This is a genomic window from Acinetobacter chengduensis (assembly GCF_003664645.1).
Classification (GTDB): Bacteria; Pseudomonadota; Gammaproteobacteria; order Pseudomonadales; family Moraxellaceae; genus Acinetobacter; species Acinetobacter chengduensis.
Map to the genome: position 1 here is coordinate 1 of NZ_RCHC01000012.1, position 16,857 is coordinate 16,857.

The 16,857-nt window shown below is 38.6% G+C and carries 15 protein-coding genes; 10 read left to right on the forward strand and 5 right to left on the reverse strand.

Annotated features, from left to right (window positions below):
- The first annotated feature begins 146 nt into the window (after positions 1 to 146).
- Together D9K81_RS11325 and D9K81_RS11330 are read left to right on the forward strand one after the other, a co-directional pair.
- Positions 147 to 386, forward strand: a complete 240-nt coding sequence (locus tag D9K81_RS11325) for a DUF1653 domain-containing protein (RefSeq protein ID WP_120374827.1) — start codon at positions 147 to 149, stop codon at positions 384 to 386.
- A gap of 42 nt (positions 387 to 428) precedes the next feature.
- Positions 429 to 1,019 (forward strand): O-methyltransferase, encoded by a 591-nt coding sequence (locus tag D9K81_RS11330; RefSeq protein ID WP_120374709.1) that lies wholly within the window; start codon positions 429 to 431, stop codon positions 1,017 to 1,019.
- Between the two features lie 42 nt (positions 1,020 to 1,061).
- Here the strand turns inward: D9K81_RS11330 and D9K81_RS11335 are convergent, their stop codons facing one another.
- Together D9K81_RS11335 and ahpC are read right to left on the reverse strand one after the other, a co-directional pair.
- Entirely contained in the window at positions 1,062 to 1,268 is a 207-nt protein-coding gene (locus tag D9K81_RS11335; RefSeq protein ID WP_120374710.1) for a KTSC domain-containing protein, read from the reverse strand.
- Positions 1,269 to 1,473: 205 nt separating this feature from the next.
- Entirely contained in the window at positions 1,474 to 2,037 is a 564-nt protein-coding gene (gene ahpC, locus D9K81_RS11340; protein ID WP_067767636.1) for an alkyl hydroperoxide reductase subunit C, read from the reverse strand.
- Positions 2,038 to 2,523: 486 nt separating this feature from the next.
- On the opposite strand from ahpC, the gene hrpA reads away from it, so the two are divergent.
- The 7 genes from hrpA to D9K81_RS11375 all read left to right on the forward strand — a co-directional run bounded on the left by hrpA (position 2,524) and on the right by D9K81_RS11375 (position 14,253).
- The gene (gene hrpA, locus D9K81_RS11345) at positions 2,524 to 6,426 is read left to right on the forward strand and encodes an ATP-dependent RNA helicase HrpA (RefSeq protein ID WP_121523288.1); all 3,903 of its coding nucleotides are present in this window, start codon (positions 2,524 to 2,526) and stop codon (positions 6,424 to 6,426) included.
- 30 nt (positions 6,427 to 6,456) lie between these two features.
- On the forward strand, positions 6,457 to 7,566 hold the full coding sequence (locus tag D9K81_RS11350) for a beta-ketoacyl-ACP synthase III (RefSeq protein ID WP_120374712.1): 1,110 nt from the start codon (positions 6,457 to 6,459) through the stop codon (positions 7,564 to 7,566).
- 48 nt (positions 7,567 to 7,614) lie between these two features.
- The gene (locus D9K81_RS11355; protein WP_120374713.1) at positions 7,615 to 8,385 is read left to right on the forward strand and encodes a lysophospholipid acyltransferase family protein; all 771 of its coding nucleotides are present in this window, start codon (positions 7,615 to 7,617) and stop codon (positions 8,383 to 8,385) included.
- Between the two features lie 168 nt (positions 8,386 to 8,553).
- Positions 8,554 to 10,599, forward strand: a complete 2,046-nt coding sequence (locus tag D9K81_RS11360; protein WP_120374714.1) for a hypothetical protein — start codon at positions 8,554 to 8,556, stop codon at positions 10,597 to 10,599.
- Between the two features lie 105 nt (positions 10,600 to 10,704).
- Complete coding sequence (locus D9K81_RS11365) at positions 10,705 to 12,420, forward strand: AAA family ATPase (RefSeq protein ID WP_120374715.1); 1,716 nt, start codon at positions 10,705 to 10,707, stop codon at positions 12,418 to 12,420.
- 137 nt (positions 12,421 to 12,557) lie between these two features.
- A complete protein-coding gene (locus D9K81_RS11370; protein ID WP_120374716.1) occupies positions 12,558 to 12,881 on the forward strand; it encodes a gamma-glutamylcyclotransferase family protein in 324 nt (107 codons plus the stop codon).
- Between the two features lie 172 nt (positions 12,882 to 13,053).
- Positions 13,054 to 14,253, forward strand: a complete 1,200-nt coding sequence (locus D9K81_RS11375; RefSeq protein WP_120374717.1) for an MFS transporter — start codon at positions 13,054 to 13,056, stop codon at positions 14,251 to 14,253.
- Positions 14,254 to 14,388: 135 nt separating this feature from the next.
- Here the strand turns inward: D9K81_RS11375 and D9K81_RS11380 are convergent, their stop codons facing one another.
- On the reverse strand, positions 14,389 to 14,850 hold the full coding sequence (locus D9K81_RS11380) for a DUF441 domain-containing protein (RefSeq protein WP_120374829.1): 462 nt from the start codon (positions 14,848 to 14,850) through the stop codon (positions 14,389 to 14,391).
- Between the two features lie 205 nt (positions 14,851 to 15,055).
- On the opposite strand from D9K81_RS11380, the gene D9K81_RS11385 reads away from it, so the two are divergent.
- Complete coding sequence (locus tag D9K81_RS11385; protein ID WP_120374718.1) at positions 15,056 to 15,772, forward strand: pseudouridine synthase; 717 nt, start codon at positions 15,056 to 15,058, stop codon at positions 15,770 to 15,772.
- Positions 15,773 to 15,886: 114 nt separating this feature from the next.
- Here D9K81_RS11385 and D9K81_RS11390 read toward each other — a convergent pair whose 3' ends face one another.
- Positions 15,887 to 16,330 (reverse strand): GNAT family N-acetyltransferase, encoded by a 444-nt coding sequence (locus tag D9K81_RS11390; RefSeq protein ID WP_120374719.1) that lies wholly within the window; start codon positions 16,328 to 16,330, stop codon positions 15,887 to 15,889.
- Between the two features lie 93 nt (positions 16,331 to 16,423).
- On the reverse strand, positions 16,424 to 16,765 hold the full coding sequence (locus tag D9K81_RS11395) for a type II toxin-antitoxin system RelB/DinJ family antitoxin (protein ID WP_120374720.1): 342 nt from the start codon (positions 16,763 to 16,765) through the stop codon (positions 16,424 to 16,426).
- Positions 16,766 to 16,857: the final 92 nt, after the last annotated feature.

The following is a 16,857-nucleotide window of genomic DNA, read 5'->3' on the forward strand; positions in this document are numbered from 1 at the left end:
AAACAATCGGTTTTATGAATAATTGGGAGATTTCAATTGAAATTTCAACCTAATAGATAAGGCTAATTCTCAAGATTTCAAGTAAAAGTTGTATGCATGAATTAAAAATTAGTTATGATGCGATTATTTGGTGTAGAGACGATAAGATGGAATTACAACGCGGGATTTATCAGCATTATAAAGGTAATCTGTATCAGGTCTTTAATGTTGCAACCCATAGTGAAACTGGTGAAAAACTAGTGGTTTATCAATGTCTTTATGGTGATTATTCTTTGTGGGTTCGACCATTAACTATGTTTACTGAAACAATTACAACAGCAGATGATCGTGAAATGGACCGCTTTAAGCTTATTCAAGAAACTGTATGGGCATGTTCTGATTGTTGATTTATATTTATGAAAAATTAAACTTACAAACAAGGATGTTTTATGAATCACGATGTTTTTATTCAGAAAATTGAAAAAATATATCAAGAATTTAAGCAACATGATGCTTCACAATCTGATCGTATAGCACGTTATCGGAATATTGAGTCTGAATCCGCAGAGCTTTTAAATATTTTGATACGTGCGAAACAAGCAAAGAATATTTTAGAAATTGGAACATCTACGGGTTATTCAACTTTGTGGTTAGCAAATGCAACAAAAGCGACAGGTGGTCATGTCACGACATTAGAAATTGATGAGGCTAGAACAAATATCGCAAAAGCAAATGCATTTTCATTTGAATTGAATGAGTGGATTGATTTTAAAGTAACAGATGCAAAAGCCTATTTGAATGAATGTGCAGATGAGTTTGATTTTATTTTAGTGGATGCAGAACGTGATGCTTATTGTGACTATTGGCTAGATTTACAAAGGTTGTTAAAAGCCAATGGTGGACTCATGATTGTTGATAATGTGATTTCTCATGCACATGAAGTTGAAAAATTTATAGAAGTAGTTAAACAACATCCATCATTTATAAGTACAACTTTAGCGGTTGGAGCGGGATTATTTATCGTAACTAAAATTGCTTAAATAAGAACATTTAAAAAGCCATCTTTAGGATGGCTTGATGATTCATTGCATGGAAACACGCTTAAAGTTGAGGTCATATTCTAAATATTTGTGAATAAAAGATGTTTTATCGCTAGATCGAACTAGATTGTTATAAATAAACTCAGGAACAGGGTGGAATAGGTCTGCGCTTCCATCATCGTAAAAAATTTTTAAGTATCTTGATGTTGCATTGTATTTGTAGAAGGTAACAACAATAGTTCTTTCCATAAGCAACCTCGTTATTTTCATATTTATATAAAGTAAAAAAATTCATTTTTTATTAACTAGGTCATTTACGTATATCATAAATGTGAAATCAAACAATATATAAATCTAAGATTTATATTTATTAATTTTGTAATACAAAATTAAATATGTAATAAAAAAACCGCGCTTTGAGCGCGGTTTTTTTATTAGCTTAATCTAATGAATATTAGATTTTACCAACTAGGTCGATTGAAGGAGCAAGAGTTGCATCGCCTTCTTTCCATTTAGCTGGGCAAACTTCGCCTGGGTGAGCGTGTACGTATTGAGCAGCTTTAACTTTACGAAGAAGTTCAGAAGCGTCACGGCCAATACCACCAGCGTTGATTTCAACGATTTGGATTTTGCCTTCAGGATCGATAACGAAAGTACCACGGTCAGCAAGGCCGTCAGCTTCGATTAATACGTCGAAGTTTTTAGCAAGAGTCCAGTTTGCATCACCAACCATTACGTATTGGATTTTTTTGATTTCTTCTGAAGAATCGTGCCAAGCTTTGTGTGTGAAGTGAGTGTCAGTAGAAACTGAGTAGATTTCAACGCCTAATTTTTTGAATTCTTCGTAGTTGTCAGCAAGATCACCAAGTTCAGTTGGGCAAACAAAAGTGAAGTCAGCTGGGTAGAAGAATACTACAGACCATTTGCCTTTAAGATCAGCTTCAGTTACTTCGATGAACTGACCGTTTTGGAATGCAGTAGTTTTGAATGGTTTAACTTCAGTATTAATTAAGCTCATCATTGTCTCCATGATTGAGGTTTGTATTTGATTTCCAATAGAGTATCGAACTTTAAGTGATTGCTGAAATAGTATTTTTACATTACAAATATCGGAAAAACCGAATTAGAAAAATATTCACAAACTTAAAGTCAGATGATTCTGTTCATTTAGCATGAAAAATATGATGTCTAAATGACAAAATGATCGACCCTAAATACTCGCTAAAGAACATGACGCCAGTGGATGAAAAATTCAAGGGTAGATTTAAAAAAAGTCCCTTATATTTTTAATATGGTCGATATTTAGGCATTTTAGTGTTTGGGTACATGAAATTGAGATCTATAAATAGGATCTCAATAGTGATGGATTGTCATAAAGTTGATTTGAAAGTGTGAAAGGTCTAGTACGGGAGATTGGGAATCTATTTGAAAACGAGTAGAATAAGGCGTTTTCAGATAGTTGTAGGGCGTTCACTTGGTTGCAAAAGGTTTAAATGTAGAAAATATGGTGATGGCACGTGATCTTCACCGTTTAAATCGATTGCGCAAAGGCAAAGACGCCAATGAAAAGCAATATCAAGAACTATTTGAGAAATCACATCTCAAAGTGCTTGAGCGTGTGGACAGCATTCCAAATATCAAGTTGAATCAAGATTTACCTGTCACGCAATATGCAGATAAGTTGATTGATGCGATTCAAAGCAATCAAGTCATTATTGTGGCGGGTGAAACAGGTTCAGGTAAAACCACTCAATTACCTCAAATTGCCATGCTCGCTGGCCGTGGTTTGACGGGTATGATTGGTCATACACAGCCACGTCGTTTGGCTGCACGTAGTGTGTCACAACGTATTGCAGAAGAAGTTGGGCAAAAACTGGGTGAGGCAATTTCGTTTAAAGTTCGTTTTAATGAACAAGGCTCACAAGATTCCCTTGTTCGTTTAATGACAGATGGTATTTTGCTGGCTGAGCTTGCTAACGACCGCTTTCTGACCAAGTACGATACGATTATTATTGATGAAGCACATGAGCGTTCGCTCAATATTGACTTCATTATGGGTTATCTCAAGCAATTATTGCCACGTCGCAAAGACTTAAAAGTTATTATTACTTCAGCGACTTTAGATGTGAATCGCTTTAGTCAGTACTTTAATAATGCGCCTATTTTTGAAGTGGAAGGTCGTAGTTTTCCAGTAGAACTGCGCTATCGCCCCATTTCAGAATTGAGCATTGTTGGCAGTGATGACGATGAATTTGATGATTTTGAAGAAAACTTGCCACGTGCGGTGGTGTCTGCGGTAGAAGAATGTTTTCAGGATGCACAGACAAAAGGCCATCCAGAGCATGCAGATATTTTGATTTTTGCCAGTACTGAACAAGAAATTAGAGAATTACAAGAAACCTTAATTAAACATGGCCCACGTCATACCGAAGTTTTGCCACTTTATGCACGTTTAGCGTTGGCAGAGCAACAGAAAATCTTTAATCCTTCTGGCGGTGGCCGGCGTATTATTATTGCCACCAACGTAGCAGAAACAGCCCTGACTGTACCTAATATTCGTTATGTCATTGATAGTGGCTTTGCGCGTATTTCACGTTATAACTATCGTTCGCGTATTCAACGCTTACCAATTGAAGCAGTATCACAAGCAGCAGCCAATCAGCGTAAAGGTCGATGTGGACGTATTGCACCAGGTGTGTGTATTCGACTGTATTCTGAAGAGGATTTCCAAAGCCGTCCTGAATTTACTGAGCCGGAAATTAAACGCACCAACTTGGCCTCTGTGATTTTGCAAATGCAAAGTTTGGGATTGGGTTCATTAGAAGATTTTGATTTTATTGAGCCACCAGATCATCGTTTAGTGAATGATGGTCGCAAGCTTTTAATTGAGCTTGGGGCAATGACAGATAAAAAATTGAATCCCCCTAAATCCCCCTTTGATAAAGGGGCACTACAAAAAGCCCCTCTTTCTAAAAGAGGGGTTGGGGGAGATTCGTTAACCAAAATTGGTCAACAAATGGCAAAAATGCCGATTGACCCGCGTTTGGCACGAATGATTTTGGGCGGTGCACATTTTGGTGTGCTAAATGAAGTCTTGGTGATTGTAGCAGCTTTAGCGGTACAAGATCCGCGTGAGCGTCCTGCGGATAAACAAATGCAAGCGGATCAAAAGCATGCTTTATTCCGTGAAGCAGACTCAGACTTTTTGTTTTACACCAAGTTGTGGGATACGCTACATGATAACCGTGAGAGTATGAGTGAAAATAAGCGTCGTACTTTTGCTCGCACGCATTTTTTAAGTTGGTTACGTTTACGTGAATGGAAAAAGACCCACGAGCAGTTGGTCGATCTAGCCAAAGGTTTGAAGCTGTCATTTAACGAAAAGAAAGCCAGCTATGAAAATTTACATCGTGCGTTATTAACGGGTTTACTTTCATTTATTGCGAATAAAACAGATGAACGTAACGTATTTATGGCTGTTCGCCAGCAAAAAGCACGTGTGTTTCCTGCATCTACCTTACATAAAACCAATACACCTTGGGTTATGGCCTTTGAAATGGTCGAAACATCTCAAGTTTATTTGCGCACTTTAGCCAAAATTGAACCTGAATGGATTTTATTGGCTGCCCGTGATTTGTTAAAGCATCATTATTTTGAACCGCATTGGTCGAAAAAAGCTGGTGTGGTGAATGCCTATGATCAAATTTCGTTATTTGGCCTCATTATTGAGCCAAGACGACAAATTAATTATGAGAAAGTCGATCAGCCTGCAGCACATGAAATCTTCTTGCGTGACGCGCTCACCACAGGTAATTTGGGTGTTATCCCGCCATTTTTAAAACACAATTTACTTAAACTCGAAGAAGTTGAGCGAGTGGAAGATAAATTGCGCCGTCGTGATTTGGTGGTGGATGAAGAAACCATTTATCAATTTTATGCTTCCAAAGTGTCGCCTGAAGTTGCAAGTCGACGCAGTTTTGAAGATTGGCGCGCTACGGTTGAACAGCAAGAACCGCGTTATTTGTTTATTGAAGATGAAGCACTTTGGCTCAATGACCGCCCAACCACACAGCAATTTCCAGATTACTTACGTAATGGTGAGCTGAGATTGGCGGCAACTTATCATTTTGACCCAAGTCATGATGAAGATGGTGCAACAGTTAAAATTCCACTACAGGCATTACCACAGGTAGACGAAGGGATTTGGTCGTGGGGTATACCGGGTTGGCGTGAAGACCTGATAGAGGCTTTGCTCAAGTCTTTAGCAAAAGACAAGCGTCGTGGCTTGGTACCCATCCCAGACACTGCTAAAAAATTGATGGCACGCCTAGATGCAGTACATCTCAATCAGCATATTTTTAGCTTTTTGGCTTATCAACTGCGTGGGGATCAAATCACAGAAAAAGATTTTTCTTTTGATCGTATTGAGCAATACTTACAACCACTGATTAAAGTCGTTGATGAAAAAGGCCGAATTGTTGAACAAGGTCGTGATTTAAGTGAATTAAAAGCACGTTGCCGTACAGAAACCCATAGCCCAGTCAAACAATTAAAAGGCGAATTTAAAAGCTTCCCAGAGTCTTTTGTGTTTGAAGCTTCACAAAAAGTGACAGGCGTGGTGGTAAAACAATATCAAGCTTTGGTCTCTGTAAAGCCATTTGCGAGCTTAGATCAAAAAGATAAATCTGGTGTAGTGATTCAAACTTTTAATGACCAAGCAGAAGCTGTGCGAAAGCATCGTGAAGGTGTGATTCGTTTGGTGTATATGCAATTGGGTGATGTGGTTCGTCAATTAAAAAAACAGATTTCAAAGCCTTTGGCCTTGGCATATTCGCCGTTGGGGGATAAAGCAAAACTAGAGCAAATGTTAGTTTATGCCACACTACAAGTTGCAATAAATGAGCTCCCTGTCAATGAGCAGGAGTATCAAAACTTAGTTTTAAATGTAAAAAAATCTTTCTTAACGCATGGGCAACAGGTCTTAGCGACATTGAGTGAAATTTTTATTCAATGGCAGGATATTCGTCGCAAACTGCTGGTTTTAGATGATTCTATCTTTGGAAAAAATATTGATGATATTGAAGATCAGCTAGATTTGATGAATTTATCTGATTTTGTCTATGTGAAGCCAACCGATGTTTGGCAGGAATTTCCTCGCTATTTAAAGGCTTTGGTGTTGCGTTTAGATCGCTTAGCAAATAATCTGCAAAGGGACAATTCTGCCATTGATCAAGTTGACCCATGGATGGAAAAATTATTTAAGTTTAAAAACGATGCTCGTCTAAAAGAATTGTATTTCATGGTCGAGGAATTACGTATTTCTTTATTTTCACAACCAATGAAAACCAAGATGCCAATTTCTCCAACCCGGTTGCAAAAACTATGGGAAAAACTTGGAATCAGTTAAGATAGTAGCAATTTCAAAAAGGAGTTTTACATGGGCATCCGCATTACAGGTACGGGTTTATATCATCCAGAAGACGTTATTACCAATGAAGAGCTGGTAGAAGGTCTCAATGCTTATGTGGAACAGTATAACCAAGACAATGCTGAAAAAATTGCAGCAGGTGAGTTAGAAGCTCGTCGTGGTTCAAGCGCAGAATTTATTGAAAAAGCGTCAGGCGTAAAACGTCGTTATGTTGCAGAGAAAACAGGTATTTTAGATCCAAAACGTTTACGTCCATTGTTACGTGAACGTTCAAATGATGAATTATCTATTCAAGCTGAGTGGGGCGTGATCGCTGCCAAACAGGCGATGGAAAATGCAGGCGTAACTGCAGAAGATATCGATGTCGTCATTCTATCGTGCTCTAACTTACAGCGTGCTTATCCAGCTGTAGCAATTGAAATTCAAACGGCTTTGGGTATTCAAGGTTATGCTTACGATATGAATGTGGCTTGTTCAGCAGCGACTTTCGGTATTAAGCAAGCTTATGATGCAATCAAAGTAGGTGCGCGTCGTGTTTTGTTGGTTAATGTAGAAATTACATCAGGCCATACAGACTTCCGTTCACGCGATTGCCACTTCATTTTTGGTGATGTAGCGACTGCTTCAATTATTGAAGAAACCACAAGCAAAACTGGTTTTGAAGTACTCGACATTAACTTGTTTACGCAGTTCTCAAACAATATTCGTAATAACTTCGGTTTCTTGAATCCAAGCGAAACGACGGATACAGATGACAAGCGTTTCCGCCAAGACGGCCGTAAAGTGTTTAAAGAAGTTTGTCCTTTAGTTGCGAAAATGATTACGAAGCAATTAGAGAAAAACCAAATTGAACCTCAAAACGTGAAGCGTTTTTGGTTGCACCAAGCCAATGCTAGTATGAATGAATTAATTCTGAAATTGGTGGTAGGCAAAGAAAATGCAAAACCTGATCTGGTGCCAATTATTTTGGATGAGTTTGCAAATACTTCATCAGCAGGTGTGATTATTGCGTTACATCGTACAGCAGATCAAGTGGATGACGGCGAATATGGTGTGTTATGTTCGTTTGGTGCGGGTTATTCTGTCGGTTCTATTCTTGTACAAAAACACGTTGCATAAGTCCTGATTCTACGTCTTTATAGATGTAGAAATAAGTTTGTAAAAGGTATGCAGATACAACATGATGCAAAATGGATTAAGCGACTAAGTTTGCTGTCCAAACAATATTTTAAGCCTACTTTTTTAGGTGCAGAATATATTGATGCATCTGTACCTGCAATGTATGTTGGTAATCATACGATGTATGGCATGCTTGATGCGCCGATGATTATTGATTACCTTTATAATGAACATAAAGTGGCTGTGGTCAGTATTGCTGACCATGGCCATTTTTATATTCCGCTATGGCGAGATCTGTATAAAAAATTTGGCGCTATTGATGGGACACGTGAATATGTCCGTAGTGCAATGCAACAAGGCTATTCTATTTTAGTTTTTCCAGGTGGTGGGCGTGAAGTGCTCAAACGTAAAGGTGAGGCTTATCAACTCATTTGGAAAGAGCGTTATGGCTTTTTAAAACTTGCACAAGAGTTTGGTTACGATATTGTGCCTTTTGCAGCATTAGGGGGTGATGAAGCTTATGAAATTGGTTTAGATGCCACCAATGTGGTGAATACAAAGCTATTTCAAAGTTTGCTTAAAGTGCCTAAATTGGCGAAATTTCTACGCTATGGTGAGGTGATTCCGTCTTTACCTAAAAGTTTAATTCCAAAGCGATTACCATTTTATTTCCAATTTATGCCTAGTCAGAGTCTCATGCAAATACAAAATATAGAAGAGCTTCAGGACTTTCGTGAGCATATACAGCAACAAATATATACAGCTCTGTCGGAGTTAAAGCGACAGCGTGCAGAGGAACATGCTGAGTTCACTCAGTAAATGATAAAAATAAAATTGAAAATATATCTGTGATGTAGATTAGACAGCAGTGCAAAAGTGTATTTCAAATAAAAAATGAATGCTTTATAACGGTAGAAAAGACTGGAGCAAATACTGAATATTTTCTATATTGAATAAATAAAATGATGAATAAATAAGGAGTGGAGGATGGATGAAAAAGACACGCCCACTTCTTTGGTGGCGATAGCAAAACAATTGCTCCGTATTTCACAGGGTTTGCATCGTCTTTATATCGATCAAATGGAATTGGCTGGAAATATTACTTCGCAAAATATGTTTAAGATTGAGCCTGTAAAGCAAGGCATTATGCTGGCCAATCAATTGTTTTCTGTATCTTTTCATACCCCTCTAGTTGATGTTCCTCAAAGCGAAGCAATAGCTGGACATCATCGTGCTCATTCTTTATTTGACCTGCATTTTGGTCATGATCCACATCATGCAGAAGCACTGGAAGAATTCTTTTTACATGAGGTTTATTTTTTAACAGGTGATCGTAAGCCACAGCATTCACTTTTACTTCGAAGCAAAGCGCAAAAACTTAAACAGTTATTGCTCGAATATATTTATCAGCGCTGTGAAGTCGAACAACGCACAGAGGCTTATTTACAGCAAATCACGCAAGTCCAAGCTGAAATCACTGATCATTTAATGATAAAAGCCAAGTATTACAAAACACCTATTTTGCAAAACTTTCGCTGTAAAGGTGGGGTAATACCAGAAGCAGTTGTTGCACAATTTAAAACCATGTTTCGTTTTGATCTATTAATGGAGACAGAGTTTCTTCCTATACAGAACTTAATGGAAAGTTTTGATGAGTTTGGTTATACCGCAACTCAGTTTTTAGATGCACCTATATATCGCATTATGTCGCTGAATTTTGCAGAGAGATTTACTTTAAATGATTTAAACGAACATCAAGCGGATATTGAGTTGGTATATCGGCATGCGATTGAGCAACCTAAAATGTTGGGATTTTTACGCTTAATGCATCGTGAAGTATGGCAACGAGCAGATATTTTATCTAAGCAAAATTTTTTACAGAGCAATATGCAAATTTGGCAAAAGAAAGCTGCCAAACTTCCATTATTTGATAGCATGCGCACAGTGAATTGGCTGTATCGCCAATCGGCTGAAGTTGTAGATTGGGTTAGTGAGAATATTCAGCATAGTAGTGTGCGTGTGGTCATTACTGCTATGAGTTTTATTGATTGTAGCCAGCAACACCCACAACTTATTTTGGCAACCTTACAGTATTTTCAATATGCGGCTGCACGTATGTTTATTAGTCGCTGTTATGAATTTGCTAATTTAGAGCATTGGTTTGAACATCCAGACAATACTCATGCCGTTTTGCAAGGGACGCAACAGGCGCTGGATGACCATGGGATTGCAATCAGCCATTCTATTTTGTATTTAGATGAGTGGATGGCCTTACTCCGTTGTATTGCGCGCGCAGATCAAACGCTTGAAAAACGAGTTTATGCATCACTCAGTCGAGTAATGCAGGCCTACTTGCAACATCTATTCAAAATGACTCAGTCTTTGCCGACAGAGTTGATGGTATTTATACGTCCAGAAACACAGCAAAATAGAGACTTTCATAGTAGATTAAGGCGCCATCGTATTCAGCTAGATGATTTTCGCCAGCGTTTTTATTTGGTGTATGAACAAACCCGTGAGTCAGTGTTTGATGCCTATGTTCGAGATTACCTCACCGCATATTTTGCAGAAAATAAAGCCATTGCCAAGAATGTGACATGGTTCGGGCTTTATCAGCAGGCAATTCATTGGCATGATGAAATCCAGAAAGATGAAATTATGACCAAGCTAAAAAAGGACTGTCTGAAAGATTCATGGGATGCTTGGAGTCAGGTACCACAGCTACAGTTTGAGCAATGGCGTATTGAAGAGCTGACCTCTATTGATCGTATTATTCAAGAATCGAAAGTGTTTCGGCATTGTTTGGTCGCCAGTTATGCACACCGAATCATAGAGGGGGAGTATGTGGCCTTTCATGTTGTGCCACTTGATTCAAATTTAGCGCCGATGACTTTGGGTTGCATGTTGCAAAATGATATTTTGATTTTTGACCAATTGGAGCATGCGCATAATCAAAAGGCCCAAGTTACAGCCATTATGGTTGCATGCCGTTTGGTTGAATTTCTTAATGCGCAGCATCGCCTATCTTATTGATTAAAGCAAACTTCAGGGTAATACGCGTCAGACTCTGGCGGATGAAGCTTAACTTTTGAGGTAAAAGTCGGTAGGCTATAGCGGTTCTTTAATGGTATAGGTCTTATGAATCAGGAAACCGCACTTAAGTTATTAAAAGCTGGTGAAAACGTATTTTTAACAGGTTCGGCAGGTGCGGGTAAAACATATACCTTAAATCAATATATTAATTATTTAAAAGCGCGCAAGGTAACGGTTGCCATTACCGCATCAACAGGCATTGCAGCTACGCACATGAATGGTATGACCATTCACACATGGGCGGGCATTGGTATTAAAGATGCGATTTCTGAAGATGAATTGAAGCGCTTAAAAGAACGTAAATACTTAAAAGAGCATTTAGAAAATGCCCAAGTACTGATTATTGATGAAATTTCGATGCTACATGCCAAGCAATTAAACTTGGTGAACAAAGTTTTGAAATTTTTTAAAGAAAGTGATGAGGCTTTTGGTGGTATTCAAGTGATTGCAGCAGGGGATTTCTTCCAGTTACCCCCAGTAGGGCGTAATGAAGAACGCAATCGTGATAAGTTTTGTTTTATGTCTGAAGCATGGGTCGAAGCTAAATTTCGCGTGTGTTATTTGACGGAACAACACCGCCAAGGTAACGATTATTTAAATGATATTTTAAATGCGATTCGTGCCCAAACTATTGACTCTGCACATTTAGAAGCCTTAAAACAAACACGCACGCAAGATATTGGTGATACTTTTACCCGCTTATATACCCACAATATGGATGTGGACAGCATCAACTTTAAACATTTAAATGAAATTGAGCAGGAAGCAAAACAATTTGATGCGCAGTGTGATGGCAATGAAAAGCTGATAGAGACCCTTAAGTCGTCTGTGCGCGCCCCAGAAACACTAAGTTTGAAGAAAAATGCCAAAGTGATGTTTGTTAAAAACAACTTTGATGTGGGGTATATCAACGGCAGTTTGGGTGAAGTCATTGGTTTTGAAGAAGACGATGAATACGGCGTATTGCCTAAAGTTAAGCTCACTGATGGCACGACTTTAATTGTAGAACCTGAAACATGGTCTGTAGATAACGATGAAGGCAAAACCATAGCGAGTTTTCAGCAAATACCTTTACGTCTGGCATGGGCAATTACCATTCATAAATCACAAGGGATGACCTTAGAAGCGGCTGAAATTAATTTGAGTCATACCTTTGAAAAAGGACAAGGCTATGTTGCACTGTCGCGTTTAAAGACCTTAGATGGCTTAAGATTATTAGGTTTTAATGAACAGGCACTTGAACTCGATAGCTTGGCTATTAAGGCTGATCGACGTTTTCAAGAGCTTTCAGCTGAGGCAGAAAATCAATTTGCTCACATTGATTTAACACCACAACATAAAGCATTTATACGTCATTGTGGTGGGACGCTGAATGAATATGAAATTGAGCGCAATGAAAAGAAAATAGCCAAGAATGGTGCGAAACAAAGCTATGGTTCGGCTACTTTGGATGAAACACGTGCATTATTTGAAGATGGCTATGACATTGCAGATATTGCACAAGAACGTGGTTTAACCCCAGCGACGATTATTAATCACTTAGCGCGTTTACAAAAAGAACAGTCGCTGGATATCTCTGTTGCCCATCCGGGTGAAGAAGCTGTAGAGCAAGTCCGCAAAATTTATAAACGTTTAATGAAGCGTAAAGATGCTGAACATTTTAATGACGACGGTAGCATTAAATTACGCCCGATTGTTGAGCAGACCAGTCCGCGTATGGGTTATGACCAAGTACGTTTAGCATTATTATTTGTAGAATAGTCGCCTTAAATAAAGAATGAAGTAATCTCTTAATTCATTCAACATGAGCCATTTGTTTCTGCTGATTTTGCTTGAAATAAGTGGCTTTTAAATTTGAAGCTTAAAGCGAACATATATTGAAATTGGAAAGAGACAACATGCAAAGTTTATTTGTATACGGCACTTTACGCTTAGGTGAACCTAATGCGCATGTGATGGAGCGTATTGGTGGAACATGGTGTCAGGGCTATATATTGGGACAATTAGAAAATAGTGGTTGGGGTGCGGCTCTAGGTAGCCCGGGAATTCGTTTGAAAGATGACGGAAGTGTTGTTCACGGGTATGTATTTATATCTGAGCATTTAGAGGATCACTGGGCTTATTTAGATGAATTTGAAGGTGCTGAATATCATCGTCAAGCAGTAACTGTGTATTTGCAAGATGGAAAAGTGATGCAAAGTCAGGTATATGCTTTGATCTAATTGAATATGCTTGAAAGATTGGAAATGAGAGTAAAGAAGCAGGTATGTGCTTAAAATAGAATTTTTAGGCATGAATTATCGTAAAAAGATATTGGGTTATACTTTTAGGCGATATCAATGAAATCTTATATTTGCTATTTTAGTGTCTCATTCAAGTAAAAGATTCATTGAAATGTCAGCAAAAGTACAATGGTTTGCAAAGGATTTACTCATCATTGGTGCTGGTTTTGCCGCCGCTATGCATATTGGTAAATTACCTGCTGCCATTCCTATTTTACAGGCAGAATTAGGCTTAAGTTTAGTCCAATCGGGTTTGTTATTGTCCTGTATACAATGCGCAGGGATGTGTTTTGCCGTTCTGATTGGCAGTTATGTATCAAAATTAGGTTTAAAGCGTTGTGTGCTATTGGGACTCAGCCTACTGACTTTAGCCAGTATTTGTGCGGGACTAACACAGTCGGTCGCGTCTTTATTTGCAATGCGAATGATAGAGGGCTTTGGATTTCTATTGGTGACATTAAGTGGCCCTGCACTCATTCGTGAGTTGACCCCTATACAGAGCTTACCAGCCAAAATGGGCCTGTGGGCTGCATATATGGGGGGAGGCATGGGTATTGCTTTAATTACTGCCCCGATGCTGATTCAAAGTTGGTCATGGTCTGTGGTCTGGTTTAGTTATGCCTTCATTACTTTTAGCTTTTTGCTGGGAATTGCGTGGTTTATCCCCCATCCAAAAACATCAACTCAAGCAGTACCACTCAAGTCCTTAATTAAAATGACACTCCAGCACCAACCTGCTTGGTTGCTTGCATTAATCTTTGGTACTTATGCAGGTCAGTGGTTTGCTTTGGTGGGCTTTTTACCCACGATTTATGAGCAAAATCATATTGCACCCACATTGGCAGGGCTACTTACGGCTAGTGTCTCAATTGCAAATGCGGTCGGTACATTTATTTGTGGTCTGCTGTTACAACGTGGATTTCAGCCCAAACAGCTGGTGATCTTAGGCTTTGTGGTATTAATTTGCTGTGCTTCACTTTTTTATATGGCAAAAGACAGTCTGCCTTTTATGTTGCAGTATGTACTGGTTTTTGGATTTTCATTGTTTGGTGGTTTGGTTGCAGGGAGTATCTTTGCACAGGCTCTGCATTTTGCGCCCAATCCTATGGCCATTAGTACAACAGTCGGTATGATTTTACAGTGTTCTTCACTATCTCAATTTTTATTGCCACCGAGTATCGCATTTGTGGTGTCGAGTACGGGCACATGGTTGTGGGTTGGAGTGGTCACGAGCCTTTTATCCGTGATTGGTATTGTGCTGACACAACGTTTATTCGGTTTGGTTAGCACTCAGTCTAAAGTATCTACTTAAGTAAGTGTGAGTATTTAAGGCTTTGATTATCTTATCAGTAAAAGCCAGCACAATAGGTTCTGTTGACTTTTACTGGTGATGAGGTTTTTCTAGGGCTTTATTATTTAATATTCTATATAGGGCAGAGATCTAAGGCTACTGCCCAAGCCCGATAATCAGAGACAAAATGCCTGCCGCAATTAATGGTCCTACAGGCACACCTCTTAATAGTGCAACCCCTGCAACAGTTCCTATCAATAAACCCGCCACAATGTTGGGTTGATTACTCATCAGTTGCACACCGCGACCGCCTAACCACGCTACAAATATACCAATAGCAATGGCAAATAATGATTTCCAATGCAAAAAGGATTTCAAAATTTCATCACCGGGAATTTTGCCACTTGCGATAGGGGTGAGTACGCCAATCGTTAGAATAATGATGCCAATATTTAGCCCATGCTGTTGTAGCAAAGGGAAGTATTCACTTAAAGGCGTAATACGAAAAACAATCAGTACAGCTGTTGCAATGGTTATCGCCGTATTATGGCTAAAGATGCCACAGGCCAATAAAACAATTAACACAATAAGGTTTAAATCGAGGTTTGAGAGGGTCATCACGGGAGATATAAGCTTTGCATGGACCTGTGCAGTATAAAGCATATTGTTGCACAGCGTTGCTGAGGAAATATTAAGGATAAAGCAAGTTGAGTTATAAAGTTCATCACCTAGATATTACTAGTGTATGTGGCGAGCTACTCTCATTTGGGTTTCAAGCCATGATCCTTTAGAATAGCCCGTGATTTATTTGAGATATGCTTTTATGTTGTTGGAAAAAATGTTGCAGTCACAGGGCTTTGGTTCGCGTAAATATTGCCAACAGTTGATTAAAAGCGGTGCTGTTCAAATTCAAGGTGAGGTGATTGATAACCTCAAAATTAAAGTAAATTTGGATCAGCTAGAATTTCAAATTTATGGTCAACACTACGTTTATCGTGAAAAAGTCTATATTGCGCTACATAAGCCCAAAGGCTATGAATGCTCACATCAGGCGACACACCATTTTAGTGTATTTGAGTTTTTTGATGATGCACTTATGAATCGTGGTTTACAGTGTGTAGGGCGTTTAGATCAGGATACAACTGGCTTATTATTATTAACGGACGACGGTCAGTTTTTGCAGGCTTTAACTCATCCTAAAAAGCATGTGCCAAAAGTATATGAAATGCATACGGTAGATGACGTTACAGCGGAACAAGTGCAACAGTTAACAGCAGGTGTGGAGCTACGTAATGAAAGTGGTTTGTTTGCTGCTACAGATGCCATACGCTTAGCAGAAAAGCAACTCCGTTTTACGGTACACCAAGGGGTTTACCATCAAGTGAAGCGTATGGTGGCTGCTGTGGGTAATAAAGTAGAGCAATTACATCGGGCGCAGATTGGACAATTGGGCTTAGCGCAATTAAATGATTTGGCTGAAGGTGAATGGGTGTATTTAACCGAAGCGCAAATTGAGTTGGCAAAGCAACGCACTGAATAGTATTTTATGGATGAATTGATTGAACATGCGTGATATAGGCCACGCATGTTGCTCATAGATTATTAATGCTGAAGTTACATAATTTGGTTTAAGCGCAAAAATTGTTAGTTCAACTTATTTTAAAAAACAATGGTAGGTCTGAAATTCTTCATCTTTAACAAAACCCATCGACTCATATAATGCATGGGATTGAAAATTATTTTTTTGTGTTTCTAAACTAATTCTTTGCGCATTTTCATGGCGGGCAAATAATATTGCGGTATCTATGAGTTGTTTGGCAGAGCCTTGACGTCTAAATGCTGGACGGACATAAACATCATCTAACAGATAATAACGTGAACAAGCAACAGAAGAAAAGCCCAAATACAGCAGAACAAAACCAGTAAAGAGATCGTCTTTAATATGAATGAAGATGACGCTTTCTTGATTGTCGAAGCGTTGTTTTAAAAACTGAAAAGAAAGGTCTAAATTGGAAGAAGCACCATAAAACTGGCGATATTCATCAAATAATATTGCTAGTTGCTTTAAATCTGACTCTACAGCGCGTCTTACAATCATGCTTTACTCCGTGCCTAAATTTAGAGGGTTGCATGAAGCATAACGAATAATTAAAAAACAATGATTTTTAAATTGTTTGAAAATGCGACAGTGTTAAGTTTTGTCACTTTCACCCAAAATAGCATTGAGCTCTTCAAAGATATCTAGATGTTCATCATCTAAATCTATTTCATTTGCATTTGCTAAATCAGCTGTATTGCCCGCGACTGAAGATGCATTTGCGTCTTGTTGTTTCAGTTTGCGTAAACGAATCAATTGTTCAAGATTAATGTTTTGGTTTTCAATCGAGAAGGGGATGGACTTGGTCAGCACAACCTGTTTAAAAAAAAGGCGCACTGCTTGCGCTGGTGTAATCCCCAGTTGCTTAAATACCGCAAAAGCTTGTTTCTTTTCTTGGGAATCCAAGCGGATTTGGTAGACTTCAGTTTTTCTCATAATATTAGAAAGCTTTTAAATACTTAACTTTTCGCATTTATTTTAATCTATTGTGCGCCAATTTCAATCCTTTAACTCATAAAAACATGAAT